This window comes from Streptomyces violaceusniger Tu 4113, from assembly GCF_000147815.2.
GTDB classification, from domain to species: Bacteria; Actinomycetota; Actinomycetes; order Streptomycetales; family Streptomycetaceae; genus Streptomyces; species Streptomyces violaceusniger_A.
Genome location: NC_015957.1, coordinates 3,995,525 through 4,016,256 on the forward strand (window position 1 = coordinate 3,995,525; position 20,732 = coordinate 4,016,256).

A 20,732-nucleotide genomic window follows, 5' to 3' on the forward strand; every position below is an offset into this window, starting at 1 on the left:
ATGACCACCCCTGATTACCCCCCTATCGCCGTGGCAGACCTGGAGCGCGGGCCGACCGCGTTGATAGCTTCTGGCCGCATGAAGGGCATAGTCCTCGCCGGAGGAAGCGGTACCCGACTGCATCCTTTGACACATGCGGTGTCGAAGCAGATCCTTCCCGTCTACAACAAACCGATGATCTATTACCCGCTGTCGGTGCTCATGCTCGGCGGCGTCAGGGAAATCCAGATCATTTCCACCCCGCTCCATGTGGGGCTGTTCCGCGCACTCCTCGGCGACGGCCGCCGGCTGGGCCTTTCGATCGAGTACGCCGAACAGCCCGAGGCCAATGGCATCGCCGAGGCATTCATCATCGGAGCCGAGTTCATCGGCGACGACCAGGTGGCCCTGGTCCTGGGCGACAACATCTTCCACGGGCCCGGGTTTTCGAAGATGCTGCACAACGAGGCAAGCCATGTCGACGGCTGTGTGCTCTTCGGCTACGGAGTCAAGGACCCCGAGCGCTATGGTGTCGGGGAAATGGACGAGCAGGGCCGGCTGATCTCCCTCGAGGAGAAGCCGGCCGCTCCCCGGTCCAATCTGGCGATCACCGGTCTGTATCTCTACGACAACGACGTCGTGGACATCGCCAAGAACGTACAGCCCTCCGCGCGCGGCGAACTCGAGATCACGGACGTCAACCGCGTCTATCTGGAGCGCGGAAAGGCCAGACTGGTGGGGCTCGGCCGCGGATTCGCCTGGCTGGACACCGGAACTCATGACTCGCTGCTGCAGGCGGGCCAGTATGTGCAGCTTCTGGAACAGCGCCAGGGAGTGCGGATCGCCTGTCTCGAGGAGATATCCTTCCGCATGGGTTTCATCGACGCGACCGCCTGCTATGAGCTCGGTGCGGAACTCGGCAAGACGGACTACGGAAAATATCTGATGGATATCGCGGCCAATCATCGCTGAAGGGTTGTCTCCAGTGCGCATAGTTGTGACCGGCGGCGCGGGCTTCATCGGCTCCCACTTCGTCCGGCAGACGTTGACAGGGGCGTACGCCGCCTGGGCGGACGCCCAGGTCGTGGTGGTGGACAAGCTCACCTACGCGGGCAACGAGGCCAACCTGGCCGAGGTCGCCGACAGCCCCCGGCTGCGCTTCGTCCGCGGCGACATCTGCGACGGCGAGCTCGTGGGCGAGCTGCTGCGCGGCACCGATCTGGTGGTCCACTTCGCCGCGGAATCGCATGTCGACCGCTCGATATCCGGCGCCGAGGAATTCGTGCGCACCAATGTTTTGGGCACGCACACGCTCCTCAACGCGGCCGCGAACGCGGAGGTCGGAAAATTCGTCCACGTCTCCACGGACGAGGTCTACGGCTCCATTGAAAGCGGCTCCTGGAGCGAGCAGGAACCGCTGGAGCCAAACTCGCCGTATTCCGCGTCCAAGGCGTCCTCCGATCTGCTGGCCAGGGCTTTCCACCGCACCCATGGACTGCCCGTCTGTGTGACCCGCTGCTCCAACAACTACGGCCCGTACCAGCACCCCGAGAAGGTCATTCCGCTCTTTGTCACCAACCTCATGGACGGCAAACCGGTGCCGCTCTACGGCGACGGCGGAAACGTCCGGGACTGGCTGCATGTGGACGACCACTGCCGCGGTATCGCCCTGGTCGCCGAGAACGGCCGCCCGGGAGAGGTCTACAACATCGGCGGCGGCACCGAACTGACCAATCTGGACCTCACGGAACGGCTGCTCGAACTCCTCGGCGCCGACCGGTCGATGGTCGAGAGGGTGCCCGACCGCAAGGGCCACGACCGCCGTTACTCCGTGGACATCGCGAAAATCTCCGCCGAACTGGGATACCGCCCCGAGATATCGTTCGAGAACGGTCTCGCGGAAACCGCCAAGTGGTACATGACACACCGCGGTTGGTGGGAACCTCTCAAGAAGAGGTGACCACCCCTATACCCACGGTTAGGGGTGCCGATGGTTAGGGGTGGTTGAGGCGACTCCCGAGCCCATACCGTCGACTTCCGGATCATGGTCAGTCCAGTCGCGTCGTATCTCAACTGAGAGAAGAGTCTGAGGTCGTGATGGCGGAGAACTCCCTGGTGCGTGACGGGCACATCGCGGTCATCGGTATGGCATGTCGCGTACCGGGCGCATCGACACCGGATGGGTTCTGGCAGTTGCTGCGCAATGGAGAGAGCGCCATCACGGAGATTCCGGCGGACCGGTATGCCGATGAGCTCCGGGACGCCGGCATTCGGTTCGGCGGGTTCGTCGAAACGGCAGCCGAGTTCGATCCGGAGTTCTTCGGGATTTCACCCCGCGAGGCACTGGCGATGGACCCCCAGCAGCGGCTCGCGCTGGAACTGTGCTGGGAAGCCCTGGAAAACGCCGGACTCGTCCCCGCGCACCTCGAGGGCAGCCGCACCGGCGTCTTCATCGGCGCCATCGCCGACGACTACGCGACACTGGTCCACCGCCGCGAACCGGCCACCATCACCCAGCACACCCTCACCGGCCTGAACCGCGGCATCATCGCCAACCGGGTCTCCTACGCCCTGGGACTGCGCGGCCCCAGCGTGGCCGTGGACACCGGGCAGTCCTCGTCCCTGGCCGCCGTCCACCTGGCCTGCGAGAGCCTGCGGCGCGGCGAGACCGAGACCGCCGTCGCGGGTGGCGTCCAACTCAACCTCGCCCCCGACAGCTTCATCGCCGCCTCCCGCTTCGGCGCGCTCTCCCCGGACGGCCGCTCCTTCACCTTCGACGCCCGTGCCAACGGCTATGTGCGCGGTGAGGGCGGCGGCCTCGTCGTACTCAAACGGCTCGCGGACGCCCGACGCGACGGCGACCCCATGCTGGGTGTGATCCGCGGCTCCGAGGCCAACAACGACGGCGGCGGCGACAGCCTCACCACCCCCGCGGCCCACGGGCAGGAGGCCATGCTGCGCGCCGCCTACGAGCGCGCCGGGGTCGACCCCGCCCGGGTCCAGTACGTCGAACTGCACGGCACCGGCACCAAGATCGGCGACCCGGTCGAGGCCCAGGCGCTCGGCGCGGTCCTGGGCACCGGCAGGGCACACGGCGCGCCGCTGCGCGTCGGCTCCGCCAAGACGAACGTGGGCCACCTCGAAGGCGCCGCCGGAATCACCGGCCTCATCAAGACGCTGCTCTCGCTCGCCCACCGCGAACTGTTCCCGAGCCTCAACTACGAGACACCGAACCCCGCCATCCCCCTGGACAGCCTGGGCCTCACGGTCCAGACCGCCCTCGCCCCCTGGGTCCCGGAGGCGGACACCCCACGGCTCGCGGGCGTCAGCTCGTTCGGCATGGGCGGCACCAATGTGCACATGGTGCTGGAGCAGGCACCCGCCGAAGACCCGGCCGCGGAACGGCCGATGGACCTCGACGTGGTGCCCTGGGTGCTCTCGGCCCGCGGCGAGGCGGCGCTGCGGGCTCAGGCTCGGCGGCTGCGGTCGTACGTGGCGGCGCGGCCGGAGCTGGACCCGGTGGATGTGTCGTACTCGCTGGCGCTGGGCCGGTCCGCCTTCGGCCACCGGGCGGCGGTCGTCGGCCGCGACCGGGACGAGCTGCTGAGGGGCCTCGACGAACTGGCCACGGGCGTGGTCCCGGGCACGGTGGCGGGCCGCGGTGGGACGGCGTTCCTGTTCACCGGGCAAGGGGCCCAGCGGCTGGGCATGGGGCGTGAACTGTACGCAGAGTTCCCGGTGTTCGCGGAGGCGTTCGACGCGGTCTGTGCGGAGTTGGACCGTCATCTGGATGGTTCGGTGCGGGAGGTGGTCTTCGGCGGTGACGCGGAGGCGCTGGACCGGACGGTGTTCACGCAGACCGGGTTGTTCGCTGTGGAGGTGGCGCTGTTCCGGCTGGTGGCGTCGTGGGGTGTCGCACCGGATTTCGTGGTGGGGCATTCGGTGGGGGAGCTGGTGGCGGCGCATGTGGCGGGGGTGTTCTCACTGGAGGACGCGGCCGCTCTTGTCGGGGCGCGCGGTCGGCTGATGCAGGCGCTGCCCGAGGGCGGTGCGATGGTCTCCCTCCAGGCCGCGGAGGCGGAGGTGCTGCCGCATCTGGCCGGTTACGAGGACCGGGTGAGTGTGGCCGCGGTCAACGGCCCGGCGGCGACCGTCATCTCCGGTGAGGAGTCGGCGGTGCTGGCGGTGGCCGAGGCGGTGGGAGGCAAGAGCAAGCGGCTGAGCGTCTCGCACGCCTTCCACTCGCCGCTGATGGAGGGGATGCTGGCCGAGTTCGCCGAGGTGGCGGGCCGGATCGGCTACTCCGCACCGCGACTGGTGATCGTCTCGAACGTCACGGGCGAGTTGGCGGGCGAGGAGGTGTGCTCGCCGGAGTACTGGGTGCGCCATGTGCGTCAGGCGGTGCGTTTCGGGGACGGCATACGGTTCCTCGAAGGTCAGGGTGTCACCCGCTATGTGGAGATCGGCCCGGCCGGTGTGCTCTCCGCCATGGGCCGGGACTGCGTCTCCGAGGCCGCCGCGGCGTTCATCCCCTTGCTGCGCAAGGACCGTGCCGAGGCCGAGGCGCTGCTGTCCGGGGTCGCCCAGCTCCACGCTCATGGTGGCGAGGTGGATTGGGGGCGGGTGTTCGCCGGGCGTGGTACGCGCCGGGTGGAGTTGCCCACGTACGCCTTCCAGCGGCAGCGCTACTGGCTGGACAGCGACCTGCCCGGGATCGAGGAGGCCGCCACCGGTGAACCCCTCTCCTGGCGCGAGGAGTTCGCCGCCCTGGCCGACCCCGCCGAGCGCGAGCGCGTGGCGCTGGAGCTGGTCCGTACGCACACCGCCTGGGTCCTGGGCTCCCGCGGCCCCGAGACCGTCGACCCCGAGACGATCTTCAAGGATCTCGGCTTCGACTCGTTGATGTCCGTCGAGCTGCGCGACCTCCTCAGCACCGCCACCGGAACACGGCTCGCCGGGACCGTCCTCTTCGACCACCCCACCCCGCTGGCCCTCTCCCGCCACGTCCAGGACGTGGCGGTGGGCTCCCGGACGGCCACGGCCACGGCCTCGCGTCCGGCCGCCGCCCGGCGCGCCACCGGCCACGACGACCCGATCGCCATCGTGGCGATGAGCTGCCGCCTTCCCGGCGGGGTGCGCACGCCCGAGCAGCTCTGGCAGTTGCTCGGCGAGGGCCGGGACGCCATCGCGGGTTTCCCCGCCAACCGGGGCTGGGACCTGGAGGGGCTCTACGACCCGGACCCGGCCCGCCACGGCACCAGCTATGTGCGCGAGGGCGGATTCCTCTACGAGGCCGACCAGTTCGACCCGGCCTTCTTCGGCATCAGCCCCCGCGAGGCCCAGGCGATGGACCCCCAGCAGCGGCTGCTGCTGGAGACCGCGTGGGAGGCGTTCGAGCGCGCCGGGATCGACCCCGCCACGCTCAAGGGCAGCGACGCCGGCGTCTTCGTCGGCACCATGCCGCAGGACTACGGGCCGCGGATGGACGAGGCGTCGGAAGGGTTCGAGGGTTATCTGCTGACCGGCGGCACCACCAGCGTCGCCTCCGGCCGTATCGCCTACACCTGGGGTCTTGAAGGCCCGGCGGTCACCGTGGACACGGCGTGCTCGTCGTCCCTGGTGGCGCTGCACATGGCCGTGCGGTCGCTGCGTGAGGGCGAGTGCTCGCTGGCGCTGGCCGGCGGCGCCACCGTGATGTCCAGCCCCGGGATCTTCGTGGAGCTGAGCCGCCAGAAGGCGCTGTCGCCCGACGGCCGCTGCAAGGCGTTCTCGTCCGACGCCGATGGCACCGGCTGGGGCGAGGGCGTGGGCATGGTGCTGCTGGAGCGCCTGTCGGACGCGCGGCGCAACGGCCACCGGGTGCTGGCGCTGGTCCGTGGCTCCGCCACCAACCAGGACGGCGCGAGCAACGGCCTCACCGCCCCGAGCGGACCGGCCCAGCAGCGCGTCATCCGGCAGGCGCTGGCGGACGCCGGGCTCACCACGGCCGATGTGGACGCGGTCGAGGCACACGGCACCGGCACCTCGCTCGGCGACCCCATCGAGGCGGGAGCCCTGCTCGCCACCTACGGCCAGGACCGCCCCGAGGACCGGCCGCTGTGGCTCGGCTCGCTGAAGTCCAACGTCGGCCACCCCCAGGCGGCGGCGGGCGTGGCCGGGGTCATCAAGATGGTGATGGCGCTGCGCCACGGCACGCTCCCCAAGACCCTGCACGTACACGAGCCCTCGCCGCATGTCGACTGGTCGTCCGGGGGCGTGGAACTGCTGACCGAGGCCCGGCCGTGGCCGGAGCCGGAGACCGCGCGGCCACGGCGCGCGGGCGTCTCGTCCTTCGGCATCAGCGGCACCAACGCCCACGCCATCCTGGAGCAGGCCCCGGCCGAACCGGACGTCGCCGCCCAGGAGAAGGCTCGTCCCGCGGCTCCGGGTCTGCCCGTGCTGCCCTGGGTACTGAGCGGGCGCACCGAACAGGCCCTGCGGACCCGGGCCGAGCAACTGCGCGACCACCTGGCCGACCACCCCGGCACCGATCTCGCCGCACTCGGCCGCGCGCTCGCCACCACCCGGACGGCCTTCGGCCACCGGGCGGTGGTCCTCGGCCGGGACCGGGAGCGGCTCCTGGACGGGCTCGGCGCGCTCGCGCAGGGCACCCCGGCGTCCCATGTGGTCCAGGGCACGGCGGGCGGGCGCCGGAAGGCCGTGTTCGTCTTCCCCGGGCAGGGCTCGCAGTGGATCGGGATGGCACTCCCGCTGTGGAACGCCTCGCCCGTCTTCGCGGAGCGGCTGGAGGCGTGCGCCGACGCGCTGGAGCCGTTCCTGGACTGGTCGTTGCGCGAGGTGCTGCGCGGTGAGCCGGGCGCCCCGTCACTGTCCCGCATCGATGTGGTCCAGCCCGCGCTGTTCGCGGTGATGGTGTCGCTGGCCGCGCTGTGGCGCTCGTACGGCGTCGAATCGGCGGCGGTGGTGGGCCATTCGCAGGGCGAGATCGCCGCCGCCTACGTGGCGGGAGGGCTCTCGCTGGAGGACGCCGCCAAGGTGGTGGCCCGGCGCAGCCAGGCATGGGCCGAGCTGAGCGGCAAGGGCGGCATGCTCTCGGTGCTCGCCTCGGCCGAGACGGTCGCCGAGCGGCTTCGGCCGTGGAGCGAACGGCTCGGCATCGCCGCCGTCAACAGCCCCGCAACGGTGACCGTCTCCGGCGACCCGGAGGCCTTGGACGCCTTCATGGCCGAGCTGGCCGCCGACGGGGTGAAGTCCCGCCGGGTGCCTGGCGTGGACACGGCCGGGCACTCCCCGCAGGTCGACGGCTTGCGCGAGCGGCTGTTGCGCGACGTGGCGGGGGTGCGGCCGCGCGCCTCGCGGATCGCGTACTACTCCACGGTGACCGGCGGGCCGCTGGCCACCACGGAGCTGGACACCGACTACTGGTACCGGAACATGCGCGAGCCGGTGGACTTCGAGCGGGCCACCCGGGCGCTGCTGGCCGACGGCCACACGGCGTTCATCGAGTGCGCTCCGCACCCCATGCTCGCCATGTCGCTCCAGCAGACCATCGAGGACGCCGGAGGGAGCGCCGCCGTCGTCGGCACGCTGCGCCGGGACGAGGGCGACCCGGAGCGCTTCGCCGGCTCGTTCGCCGAGGCGTATGTGCAGGGTGTCGAGCCGTCCTGGGACGCCGTGTTCGGGGGCGGCCCGGGGCGCGGCGCACCGGACGTGGAGCTGCCGACGTATCCGTTCCAGCGGCAGCGGTACTGGCTGGACAAGCCGGTGGCGGCGAGCGATGTGGCCGCCGCCGGACTCGACCCGGCCGGACATCCGCTGCTCGGCGCGGCGATCCCGCTGGCCGGGGCGGACGACCATCTGTTCACCGGCCGGATCTCCGCACAGGACCACCCCTGGCTGACCGAGCGCACCGGCCCGGACGCGGCCGTGCTCCCCGGCAGCGCCCTCGCCGAGCTGGCGATCCGGGCGGGCGACCAGGTCGGCTGCCTCCGGATCGAGGAACTCTCCCTGGACACGCCGCTGGTGCTGCCCGAGAAGGGCGCCGCGGTGATCCAGGTGCGCGTCGGCGCCCCGGACGGTGGCGGCTTGCGCGCGCTCAGCGTCTACGCGCGCGCCGAGGGCGCGGACTCCGACGAACCGTGGACGCGGTACGCCACCGCGGTCCTGGGTGTCGGTACGCCGGTCACGGACCTGGGCCTCGCCGTGTGGCCGCCGACCGATGCGGTCCCGGTGGAGGTGGCGGGAGGCGCCGTCGCGGCCTGGCGGCTGGGTGAGGACCTCTACGCCGAGGTGGGGCTGACCGAGGCCGAGGAGGCCGACGCCCAGCGCTACGGTCTGCACCCGGTGTTGCTCGAGTCGGTGCTCGACGTGGTGGAGGCCCCGGGCGACGGCGGCGGCGACGGGGCGCGGCTGGCCTCCTCATGGAGCGGTGTCGTACTGCACGCCACGGGCGCCACGGCGCTGCGGGTACGGCTGACACCGACCGGTTCCGACACTTACGCGGTGGCCGCGGCCGACCCGAGCGGCGCCCCGGTGGTCTCGGTGGACCGGCTCGTACTGCGCACGGCGGACACGCCCGAACCGATCGGCGGCCGCTCCGCCCTCCACCCGTCGCTGTTCCGCCTGGAGTGGCCCGCCGCGTCCACCGCGTCCGCCGCGGACGCGGCCGTGGCCCCGGCGACCTGGGCGGTGCTCGGCGACGACCCGCTCGGACTCTCCCCGGCCGTGGACGCGGTGCCCTACGACGAGGCGGCGGACGTGCCGGACGCGGTACTGGTGCCGTGCACCCGCACCGTTGAGGACGACGGAGACGTGGCGGAGGCGGCCCACGCGGCCACCCACCGCGTGCTGGCGCTGATCCAGCGGTGGATCTCCGACGAGCGCTTCGCCTCCTCCAGGCTGGTGTTCGTCACCCGAGGCGCGGTCGCGGCCGTCCCCGGCGAAGAGGTGCCCGATGTGGCACACGGCGCCGTATGGGGGCTGGTGCGTTCGGCGCAGTCGGAGCATCCCGGACGCTTCGTCCTCGTCGACCTCGACGGCCACCCGGAGTCGGTCGACGCCCTCCCGGGTGCGGTGGCCTCGGGCGAACCGCAGTGCGCGGTGCGCGAGGGCCGGGCGCGGGTACCCCGGCTGGGCCGGGTGGCTATGGGGGCTGGGGCCGGTGCGGCTGCTGGGGTTACCGGCGGCACCGCCACCCGGACTTCTGGGGTCACCGGCACCGGGGTTGACCAGGTTGCCGGGGCCGGGGTTGCCGCTGCCGGGGCTACGGTGGTCACTGCCGCTGAGGCTGATGGCACCGAGGTTGTTGGGGTCACCGGCACCGGGGTTGCCGGGCTCGCCGCGACCGTGGCCACCGGCGCCGAGACCGCTGAGGCCAACGGCACCGAGGTTGTTGGGGTCACCGGCACCGGGGTTGCCGGGCTCGCCGCGACCGTGGCCACCGGCGCCGAGACCGCTGAGGCCAACGGCACCGAGGTTGTTGGGGTCACCGGCACCGAGGTTGCCGGGCTCGCCGCGACCGTGGCCACCGCCAGCGAGGCCACCGAGGCCACCGCCACCGAAGCCTCCGAGGTCGCCGCCACCAGGGCTACCGAGTCCGCCAGCACACGGCCCACCGAGGCCGCCGACGCCCACCGACGGCTGGACCCCGAGGGCACCGTTCTCGTCACCGGCGCCACCGGCACCCTCGGCGGGCTCCTCGCCCGTCACCTCGTGTCCGAGCACGGCGTACGGCATCTGCTGCTGACCAGCCGGCGCGGGCCCGCCGCCGAGGGCATGGCCGAACTCCGCGCGGAGCTGGACGAGTTGGGGGCCGCCGTCACCGTCGCCGCCTGCGATACGGCCGACCGGGAGGCGCTCGCCGGGCTGCTCGGCGCGATACCCGCCGCGCATCCGCTGACCGCCGTGATCCACGCGGCGGGTGTGCTCGACGACGGCGTCGTGGACGCGCTGAACCCCGAGCGGCTCGACCTGGTGCTGCGGCCCAAGGTGGACGCCGCATGGAATCTGCACGAGCTGACCGCGGACCACGACCTGGCCGCGTTCGTCCTCTACTCCTCGGTCGTCGCCACCATCGGCAACGCCGGACAGGCCAACTACGCCGCGGCCAACGCCTTCCTGGACTCCCTCGCCCAGCACCGCAGGGCCCGTGGCCTGGCCGCCCAGTCCCTGGCCTGGGGCCTGTGGGAGCAGCGCAGCGGCATGAGCGGCCATCTGGCCGACGCCGATGTGCGGCGCATGGCACGCTCCGGTATCCGTCCGCTGCCCAGCGCGGAGGGCATGGAACTCTTCGACGCCGCGCGGGCGGCCGGGGACGCCACTCTGGTGCCCGTCCGGCTCGATCTGGCGGATCTGCGCAGGCGGGCCGCGAGCGGCACCCCCGGCCAGGACGCCGTGCCCGCGTATCTGCGCGGCCTGGTCAGGACGCCGGTCCGCCGGGTGGTGCGGGCCGGTGGCGGAGGCGGGGCCGTGGAAACGGGCGAGAGCTCGCTCGGCCGGCGGCTGGCCGCCCTGGCGGCGGCCGACCGGGACCCGTTCCTGCTGGACCTGGTGCGGGAACACGCGGCGGGCGTGCTGGGGCTCGCCGCCCCGGAGGACATCGAGGCCACCCGCGCCTTCCGCGAGGTCGGCTTCGACTCCCTGACCGCCGTGGAGTTGCGCAACCGGCTGGGCGCGGCCACCGGGCTGCGGCTGCCGACCACCCTCCTCTTCGACTATCCGACCCCCGCCGTGCTGGTGGACCAGCTGCGGCGCGAGGCGCTGGGCGAGCGGGAGGAGGCGGCAGCCGTGGTCGCCGCCGTCCGGCCCGCCGACGACGATCCGATCGCCATCGTGGCCATGAGCTGCCGGCTGCCGGGCGGGGTCCGCGGCCCCGAGGAGCTGTGGGAGCTGGTGGCGGACGGCCGCGATGTGATCTCGGCCTTCCCGGCCGACCGTGGCTGGAACGTCGAGGAGCTGTACGACCCCAACCCCGATACGCCGGGCAGGAGTTACGCCAAGGAGGGCGGCTTCCTCTACGACGCCTACCACTTCGACCCCGAGTTCTTCGGGATCTCCCCGCGCGAGGCGCTCGCCATGGACCCGCAGCAGCGGCTGCTGCTGGAGACCTCCTGGGAGGCGCTGGAGCGCGCCGGGATCGACCCGCACACCACGCGGGGCAGCACCGCGGGCGTGTTCATCGGCTCCACCGGCCAGGACTACGCCTCGGGGCTCGGCGAGATCCCCGAGGACATGGAGGGGTATCTCCTGACCGGCAAGGCCGCCAGCGTGGTCTCCGGCCGCATCGCCTACTCCCTCGGCTGGGAGGGCCCGGCGCTCACCATCGACACCGCGTGCTCCTCCTCCCTGGTCGCCATCCACCAGGCGGCGCAGGCGCTGCGCCAGGGCGAATGCTCGATGGCGCTGGCGGGCGGCACGACGATGATGTCCACGCCGAGCCTGTTCATCGAGTTCAGCCGGCAGCGCGGCCTCGCCCCCGACGGCAGGTCGAAGGCGTTCTCCTCCGACACCGACGGCACGAGCTGGGGCGAGGGCGTCAGCATGGTGCTCCTGGAGCGACTGTCCGACGCGCGGGCCAACGGGCACGAGGTGCTGGCGCTGGTGCGCGGCTCCGCCGTCAACCAGGACGGCGCCAGCAACGGCCTCACCGCCCCCAACGGCCCGTCCCAGCAGCGGGTGATCCGCCAGGCGCTGGCGAACGCCGGGCTGTCGGCCGCCGAGGTGGACGCCGTCGAGGCCCACGGCACCGGCACCACGCTCGGCGACCCGATCGAGGCCCAGGCCATCCTCGCCACCTACGGCCAGGGCCGGGAGGCCGAACGGCCGCTGTGGCTGGGCGCGCTGAAGTCCAACATCGGCCACACCCAGGGCGCGGCCGGCGGCGCCGGTGTCATCAAGATGGTCATGGCGATGCGCCACGGTCTGCTGCCCAGGACGCTCCACGTCAAGGAGCCCACCCCGCATGTGGACTGGACGACGGGAGCGGTCGAGCTGCTGACCGAGGCCAGGGACTGGCCGACGGGCGAGCGGGTGCGCCGCGCCGGGGTGTCCGCCTTCGGCATCAGCGGCACCAACGCCCACCTCATCCTGGAGGAACCGCCCGCCGAGCCCGCCGCCGACCCGGAGCCGGGGCCGTCGGTGCGCACCGATGTGGTGCCGTGGTTGGTGTCCGGCCGCACCGAGGTGGCGTTGCGCGCCCAGGCGGAGCGGCTGCGGTCGTACGTGGCGGCGCGGCCGGAGCTGGATCCGGTGGATGTGGGCTACTCGCTGGCGCAGGCCCGGTCCGCCTTCGGTCACCGGGCGGCGGTCGTCTGCCGCGACCGGGAGGAACTGCTGAGCGGACTGAACCAGCTCGCCACGGGCATCACCCCCGGCACAGTAGCCGACGAGGAGGGCAGGACGGCGTTCCTGTTCACCGGGCAGGGCGCACAACGACCCGGTATGGGAAGAGAGTTGTACACAGAGTTCCCGGTGTTCGCGGAGGCGTTCGACGCGGTGTGCGCCGAACTGGACCGTCATCTGGATGGTTCGGTGCGGGAGGTGGTCTTCGGCGGGGATGCGGAGGCGCTGGACCGGACGGTGTTCACGCAGACCGGGTTGTTCGCAGTAGAGGTGGCGCTCTTCCGGCTCATCGAATCGTGGGGTCTCGCACCGGATTACGTGGTGGGGCATTCGGTGGGGGAGCTGGTGGCGGCGCATGTGGCGGGGGTGTTCTCACTGGAGGACGCGGCCGCTCTTGTCGGGGCGCGCGGTCGGCTGATGCAGGCGCTGCCCGAGGGCGGTGCGATGGTCTCCCTCCAGGCCGCGGAGGCGGAGGTGCTGCCGCATCTGGCCGGTTACGAGGACCGGGTGAGTGTGGCCGCGGTCAACGGCCCGGCGGCGACCGTCATCTCCGGTGAGGAGTCGGCGGTGCTGGCGGTGGCCGAGGCGGTGGGGGTCAAGAGCAAGCGGCTGAGCGTCTCGCACGCTTTCCACTCGCCGCTGATGGAGGGGATGCTGGCCGAGTTCGCCGAGGTGGCGGGCCGGATCGGCTACTCCGCACCGCGACTGGTGATCGTCTCGAACGTCACGGGCGAGTTGGCGGGCGAGGAGGTGTGCTCGCCGGAGTACTGGGTGCGCCATGTGCGTCAGGCGGTGCGTTTCGGGGACGGCATACGGTTCCTCGAAGGTCAGGGTGTCACCCGCTATGTGGAGATCGGCCCGGCCGGTGTGCTCTCCGCCATGGGCCGGGACTGCGTCTCCGAGGCCGCCGCGGCGTTCATCCCCTTGCTGCGCAAGGACCGTGCCGAGGCCGAGGCGCTGCTGTCCGGGGTCGCCCAGCTCCACGCTCATGGTGGCGAGGTGGATTGGGGGCGGGTGTTCGCCGGGCGTGGTACGCGCCGGGTGGAGTTGCCCACGTACGCCTTCCAGCGGCAGCGCTACTGGTTCGACCCCGCCGCGCCTGGAACCCCGACCGCCACCGCCACCGCCACGGACGCGTCCTCCGTGGAGGCACGCTTCTGGGAGGCGGTCGAGCGCGAGGACCTGGAGGCGCTGACCACCACCCTGGAGATCGACCAGCAGACGCGGCTCAGCGAACTGCTGCCCGCGCTCTCCTCTTGGCGCCGGGGCCAGAGCGACCGCGCCACCGTGGACTCCTGGCGCTACCGGATCACCTGGTCCCCGGTGTCCGTCGAGGAACGTACGGCGCCGCTGTCCGGCATCTGGCTGCTGGCCGTGCCCGAGGGCCGGGCCGACAGCGCGCGGGTCGCCGCTGTGGCGGCCGCCCTCGACCGGCGCGGCGCACACGTCACCCCCCTCACCCTGTCCACGACCGGCCGTGACGCGCTCGCCGAGCGGCTGCGTCAGGCGGTGGCCACCGGGGGCACCCCGGCCGGTGTGCTCTCGCTGCTCGCCCTCGACGACGGCCCGCACCCCGAACACACCGCGCTCACCACCGGTCTGGCCCTCAATGTCGGGCTGATCCAGGCGCTGGGCGACGTGGGGATCGCCGCGCCGCTGTGGCTCGCCACCGCCGGAGCCGTGTCGGTGAGCGGATCCAATCCGCTCGGCAGCCCCGCACAGGCCGCCACCTGGGGCCTCGGCCGGGTCGTGGCCCTGGAACACCCACAGCGGTGGGGCGGTCTTGTCGACCTCCCCGGGAACCTCGACGAGCGGACGGCCGACCGGCTGTGCGCCGCGCTCTCCGGCATCGTCGGCGGCAGCGGTCCGGAGGACCAGCTCGCCCTCCGCGACGCCGGGGTGTTCGTCCGGCGGCTCGTCCGGGCGCCGCTGCGCACACCGGGCCGGGAGAGCTGGAAGCCGCATGGCACCGTGCTGATCACCGGGGGCACCGGTGGGCTCGGCGCCCAGGTCGCCCGCTGGCTGGCCCGCTCCGGCGCCGAACATCTCGTGCTCACCAGCCGACGTGGCATGGCGGCCCCCGGCGCCGCCGAACTGCGCGACGAGCTGACCGCGCTGGGCGAGGGCGGTGTGCGGGTGACGGTGGCGGCGTGCGACGTCCGCGACCGTAACGAGGTGGCGGCGCTGCTGCACCGGACCACCGCGGGAGGCGACCCGGTGCACGCCGTCTTCCACGCCGCGGGCGTCGTGGAGTTCGCCCAGCTCGCCGACAGTACGGTGGCCGACTTCGCGGAGATGGCCGACGGCAAGGTCCTGGGCGCGGCTCATCTGGACGGGTTGCTGGACCAGGATCACCTCGAGGCGTTCGTGCTCTTCTCCTCGATCGCCGCCACCTGGGGGAGTGGCGGACAGAGCGCCTACGCCTCCGCCAACGCCTGCCTGGACGCCCTCGCCGAGCACCGCGCGGCACGCGGCCTCCCCGCCACCTCCGTGGCCTGGGGCCCCTGGGCCGACCACGGCATGATCGAGCACGGCGAGGTGGCGGAGCACCTCAGCCGTCGCGGACTGCCCGCGATGGCACCGCAGTTGGCGGTGGCCGCGCTCGGCGAGGCACTGCACGCCGGCGAGACCTCCCTTGTCCTCGCCGATGTGCGCTGGGACCGCTTCGTCCCCGGCTTCACCGCGGCGCGCCCCCGGCCGCTGATCGGCGAGCTGCCGGAGGTGCGCGACGCCCTCGCCACCACGGCGGCAGCCCCCGATGGCACCGGGCCGGACGGCGTGGCGGACACCTTCCTGGAGAGCCTCGCGGGCCTGTCGGGCGAGGACCTGGGCCGGGCCCTGCGGGATCTGGTGCACGCCCAGGCGGCGGCCGTGCTCGGCCACTCCTCGTCCGACGCGGTCGCCGGCGGCCGCCCGTTCAAGGAGCTGGGCTTCGACTCGCTCACCGCCGTCGAACTGCGCAACCGGCTGGCCACGGTCACCGGACTCGACCTGCCCGCCACCCTCGTCTTCGACTATCCGGCGCCCGCGCCGCTGGCCGAGTACCTCCGCGGCGAGCTGCCGTCGGCCCGGCCGACGGACGCGCTCACCCTTCTCGACGACCTGGACCGGTGGGAGTCCGCGCTGCCGGAGCTGATCGCCGACGACGGAGTCCGGAAGCGGCTGACGGGGCGTCTCGGCGACCTCATGGCGAAGTTGGGCGGCACGCCCGTGGAAGACACCGGCAGCCCATCCCCCGACACCGAACTCCTTTCCGCTACCGCCGACGAGGTCTTCGACTTCATCGACAACGAATTCGGGGCTTCCTGATGGCGAACGAGAACGAAGAGAAACTCCTCACCTACCTCAAGCGGGTCTCCTCCGATCTCAAGCAGGCCCGTGCGCGGCTGGACCAGATCGAGGCCGACGAGCGGGAGCCGATCGCCGTGGTCTCGATGGGCTGCCGCTTCCCCGGCGGTGTCCGCTCACCGGAGGACCTGTGGCGGCTGGTGGCCGAGGGCCGGGACGCGATCTCGGAATTCCCCGCCAACCGGGGCTGGGACGTCGAGGGACTCTACGACCCGGATCCGGGCCGGTCGGGCACCTGCAACACCCGTGAAGGCGGATTCGTCCACGACGCCGACCAGTTCGACCCGGCCTTCTTCGGCATCTCCCCGCGTGAGGCGCTGGCCATGGACCCGCAGCAGCGGCTGCTGCTCGAAGTGTCCTGGGAGGCGATCGAACGCGCGGGCATCGACCCGCTCTCGCTGAAGGGGAGCAGGGCCGGGGTCTATGTGGGACTCGCCTCGTTCCAGTACGGCGGAGATCCGCAGTACGCGCCGCAGAGCGTCGAGGGCCATCTGCTGATCGGCAACGTCTCCAGCGTCGCCTCCGGGCGCATCTCCTACACCCTCGGCCTCGAAGGACCGGCCGTCACCCTGGACACCGCGTGCTCCTCATCGCTGGTGACCATGCATCTGGCGGCCCAGGCGCTGCGCCGCGGCGAATGCTCGCTGGCACTGGCCGGAGGGGTGGCGGTGATGGCCACTCCCGGTGTCTTCGTCGAGTTCAGCCATCAGCGCGGGCTGGCGGCCAACGGCCGCTGCAAGTCCTTCGCCGCGGGCGCCGACGGCACCGGCTGGGGCGAGGGCGCGGGCATGGTGCTGCTGGAGCGGCTGTCCGACGCCCGTCGCAACGGCCACCCGGTCCTCGCCGTCCTGCGCTCCAGCGCCATCAACCAGGACGGTGCCAGCAACGGCCTCGCCGCGCCCAACGGCCCGGCCCAGCGCCGGGTCATCGAGGCGGCGCTGACCGCCGCCGGGCTGACGGTGGACGACGTCGACGCCGTCGAGGCCCATGGCACGGGCACGGCGCTCGGCGACCCGATCGAGGCGGGCGCGCTGCTCGCCACCTACGGCAAGGGCCGCACCTCCGGCCATCCGCTGTGGCTCGGTTCGCTCAAGTCCAACATCGGCCACACCCAGGCGGCGGCCGGGGTCGGCGGGGTCATCAAGACGGTGATGGCGCTGCGCCACGGAACGCTGCCGAGGACACTCCACGTCGACCAGGCGTCCCCGGCCGTCAACTGGTCCTCCGGCGCGGTCGAGCTGCTGACCGAGGCCCAGGAGTGGCCGGAGCGTGGCCGTCCGCGCCGGGCCGGGGTGTCCGCGTTCGGCGTGAGCGGCACCAACGCCCATGTCATCCTCGAACAGGCCCCGGCCGCCGGGGAGGACGACGAAGACGGCGCACCCGCACTCGACGGGACCGCGCTCGGCGGCTCCGCCGTCCCCTGGGTGCTCTCCGGCAGAAGCGAAGTGGCCCTGCGGGCGCAGGCGGAGCGGCTGCTGGCGCGGCTGAACGAGCGTCCTGGCCTGTCCCCGGCCGACGTCGGCCACGCGCTCGCCACCGGACGGTCGGCCTTCGAATACCGCGCCGCGGTCGTGGGCGCTGACCGCTTCCAACTGCTCGGCCGCCTGGAGGTGTTGGCCTTCGGCGGGGTGTCTACCGGGGTGGTGCGCGGCCAGGGCGCGGCGGTGGTGGAGGCCCGTCCGGTGTTCGTGTTTCCGGGGCAGGGGTCGCAGTGGGTGGGGATGGCGGTGGAGTTGCTGGATTCCTCGCCGGTGTTCGCGGGGCGGTTGGCGGAGTGTGAGGTGGCGCTGGCGGAGTTTGTGGAGTGGTCGTTGGGCGAGGTGTTGCGGGGTGGGGGTCCGGGGTTGGGTCGGGTGGATGTGGTGCAGCCGGCGTTGTGGGGGGTGATGGTGTCGTTGGCGGAGGTGTGGCGGTCGTGTGGGGTGGTGCCTGCGGCGGTGGTGGGGCATTCGCAGGGGGAGATTGCTGCGGCGGTGGTGGCGGGTGGGTTGTCGTTGGAGGACGGGGCGCGGGTGGTGGCGTTGCGGTCGCAGGCCATCGCACGGGGCCTTGCCGGACACGGCGGCATGATGTCCGTTTCGCTCCCGGTCGAGGAGGTGCGGGAGCGGATCGCCGCGTGGGACGGCCGTATCTCGGTGGCGGCCGTCAACGGCCCCGGCGCGGTGGTGGTCTCCGGTGAACCGGATGCGCTGCACGAGCTGCTGGCCCGATGCGAGGCCGAGGACGTACGGGCGAAGCTGATTTCGGTGGACTACGCCTCGCACTCCGCCCAGGTGGAGCAGATCCACGACGAGTTGCTGGACATCCTCGCCCCCATCCGTCCGCGCACCTCGCGGATCGTCTTCCACTCGACCGTCACCGGCGAACCCCTCGACACCGCCGGGCTCGACGCCGCCTACTGGGCCCGGAATCTGCGCGAGACCGTGCGGCTCGAAACGGCCACCCGGGCGCTGCTCACCAGCGGCCACCGGCTGTTCGTGGAGGTGAGCCCGCACCCCGTGCTGGCCGCCGCCATGGAGGCCACCGTCGAGGCCGCCGACGGCACGGCCGCCGTCATCGGCACCCTGCGCCGCGAGGAGGGCGGCCCCGAGCGGATGCTGCTCTCGCTCGCCCAGGCGTACGTCCACGGCGCGGAGGCGGACTGGCGGGGGCTGTTAGCCGGGCGGGGAGCCGGCCGTGTCGACCTTCCCACGTACCCGTTCCAGCGTGCCCGTTACTGGGTCGAGCCCCAGAGCGGGCCCGTCGCCGAGGCGGCCACGGGCCCGGCGGAGGCCGAGTTCTGGACCGCGGTCGAGAACGCCGACCTGGACACGCTGACGGCCACACTGGGCACCGGCGCCGACGCGCCGCTCAGCGAGGTGCTTCCGCTGCTCTCCTCGTGGCGGTCCCGGCTGAGCGACCAGGCAATGCTCGACTCGTGGCGCTACCGCATCGGCTGGCAGCCGATCGACGGACAGCGGACCCCCGCGCTCACCGGTCGCCTGTTGGTGGTGCTCCCCGCAGAGGCCGGGGCCACCGACACCGGGGCCGTCGAGGCTGGGTCCGCCGGCTTGGGAGCCACGGCGCCCGGGGCCGTCGAGGCTGGGTCCGCCAATTCGGGAGCCACCGTGACCGGAGCCGTCGAGGCCGGAGCCGCCAACTCCGGGGCCACCGTGACCGGGGCCGTCGGGGCTGGACCCGTCACCACCGGTCCCGCCACGACCGAGCCCGCCACCGCCACCGCAGCCGCCACGACCGAGCCCGCCACGGCCGAGGCCATCACCCGCGGACTCGCCGAGTTCGGCGCCGAGATCGTCCCCCTGCGGATCGGCGCGGACGACACCGACCGCACCCGCCTCGCCGCCCGTATCACCGAGGCCCTCGGGGAAGCCGGGGCGCCCGGCGGGGTGGTGTCCCTGCTGGCCTTCGACGAGGCACCGCATCCGGCACACCCCGACATCCCCACCGGGTTCGCCACCACCCTCGCCCTGGTACGGGCGCTGGGCGACGCGGGCCTCGACGCGCCCCTGTGGTGTGTCACCCGCGGCGCCGTCTCCGCAGGTGGCGCCGATCGTCTCGAAGCCCCCGCACAAGCCCTCGTCTGGGGCCTGGGCGGGGCGGTCGCCCTGGAACACCCGCAGCGCTGGGGCGGTTTGATCGATCTGCCCGCCAGGCTGGACGAGGGCTCCCTCCGGGCGCTCGCCCACGCCCTGACCGGCCAGCACGGTGAGGACCAACTGGCCATCCGCGCCTCGGGCACCCTCGCCCGGCGGCTCAGGCGGGCCGGTGCCACGTCCTCCACCGAGCGCTGGCAGCCCCGCGGCACCGTCCTGATCACCGGTGGCACCGGCGGTGTCGGCGCCCAGATCGCCCGCTGGCTGGTCCACGAGGGCGCCGAGCACGTGGTGCTCGTCAGCCGCCGCGGGCCCCAGGCCCCGGGCGCGGCCGAGCTGGAGGCCGAACTGACCGAGCGCGGCGCCCAGGTGACCGTCGCCGCCTGCGATGTGTCCGACCGCGCGGCGCTGGCCCACCTGCTGGACTCGGTCACGGGCGATGGCGCGGACCACCCGCTGACCGCCGTCGTGCACGCCGCGGGCGTGCTGGACGATGCCACTGTCGACGCGCTCACCCCCGAGCGGATCGAGGCCGTACTGCGACCGAAGGTGGCGGGCGCGCGTCATCTGCACGAGCTCACCCGGGACCTGGACCTCGACGCGTTCGTCCTGCTCTCCTCGATCGCCGGAACCGTGGGCGCCGCCGGACAGGGCAACTACGCCGCGGCCAGCGCGTATCTCGACGCGCTCGCCCAACTCCGGTGCGCGGACGGCCTGCCCGCCACCTCGGTGGCCTGGAGCGCCTGGGCGGGCGGCGGAATGATCGACGGTGAGGTGACGGACCAGTTGCGACGGCGTGGCGCGCCGCCCATCGACGGTGTGCGGGCCCTGGAACTGCTGCGGCAGACGGTCGCGCACGGCGACGGTTTCCTCGTCGCGGCCGACATCGACTGGGGCCGGTTCGCCCCCGCCCTGTCCACCACCCGCCCGCTGCCGCTGCTCGCCGACCTCCCCGAGGCGGGCGGCACCGGGCAGGACCCGGCCGCAGCAGAGGGGGAGGAGGCCGGTGGCGCCGCGGCGCTGCGCAAGCGGCTCGTGGAGCTGAGCCCGGCCGACCGCCACACCGCCCTGGTGGAGCTGGTGAGCGAGCAGGCGGCGGCGGCCCTCGGCTACGCCGACGCGGGCGCGGTCGAGACCGGACGGGCCTTCAAGGAGCTGGGATTCGACTCGCTCACCGCGGTCGATCTGCGCAACCGGCTGAACGCCGCCACCGGGCTGCGGCTGCCGGTCACCCTCGTCTTCGACTACCCGACCGCCGACGACCTCGCCGGGCTGCTGCGGGAGGAACTCCTGCCGTCGGACGAGGAGTCCAGGGACACCGCGTCAGTCGCGGAGCTCGACCGCGCCCAGTCCACCCTCGCCGCCCTGGAGCTGGACGACATCGAATCGGCCACGGACGACGAGATGTTCGAGCTGCTCGACGGGATGTTCGAGCTGCTGGGCCGGGATCTGACGGCCCGATGAACCACAGCG

Annotated in this window: 4 protein-coding genes; all 4 read left to right on the forward strand. The window is 72.8% G+C overall.

Annotation, left to right across the window (positions count from 1 at the left end; translation table 11 throughout):
- Nucleotides 1-78: 78 nt before the first annotated feature.
- Entirely contained in the window at nt 79-951 is an 873-nt protein-coding gene (gene rfbA, locus STRVI_RS17260) for a glucose-1-phosphate thymidylyltransferase RfbA (RefSeq protein WP_043236057.1), read from the forward strand.
- Between the two features lie 13 nt (nt 952-964).
- The gene (rfbB, locus tag STRVI_RS17265; protein ID WP_014056954.1) at nt 965-1,939 is read left to right on the forward strand and encodes a dTDP-glucose 4,6-dehydratase; all 975 of its coding nucleotides are present in this window, start codon (nt 965-967) and stop codon (nt 1,937-1,939) included.
- A gap of 137 nt (nt 1,940-2,076) precedes the next feature.
- Nucleotides 2,077-15,627, forward strand: a complete 13,551-nt coding sequence (locus tag STRVI_RS54370; RefSeq protein ID WP_014056955.1) for a type I polyketide synthase — start codon at nt 2,077-2,079, stop codon at nt 15,625-15,627.
- Nucleotides 15,627-20,723: a type I polyketide synthase gene (locus STRVI_RS17275; protein ID WP_014056956.1), complete on the forward strand. Its 5,097-nt coding sequence runs from the start codon at nt 15,627-15,629 to the stop codon at nt 20,721-20,723. The genes STRVI_RS54370 and STRVI_RS17275 overlap by 1 nt, the downstream gene beginning before the upstream one ends.
- Nucleotides 20,724-20,732: the final 9 nt, after the last annotated feature.

What these genes read in the sequence shown, in the direction of transcription:
- rfbA (WP_043236057.1), top strand. Translation starts at nt 79, where the DNA reads ATGAAGGGCATAGTCCTCGCCGGAGGAAGCGGTACCCGACTGCATCCT.
- STRVI_RS54370 (WP_014056955.1), top strand. Translation starts at nt 2,077, where the DNA reads ATGGCGGAGAACTCCCTGGTGCGTGACGGGCACATCGCGGTCATCGGT.
- STRVI_RS17275 (WP_014056956.1), top strand. Translation starts at nt 15,627, where the DNA reads ATGGCGAACGAGAACGAAGAGAAACTCCTCACCTACCTCAAGCGGGTC.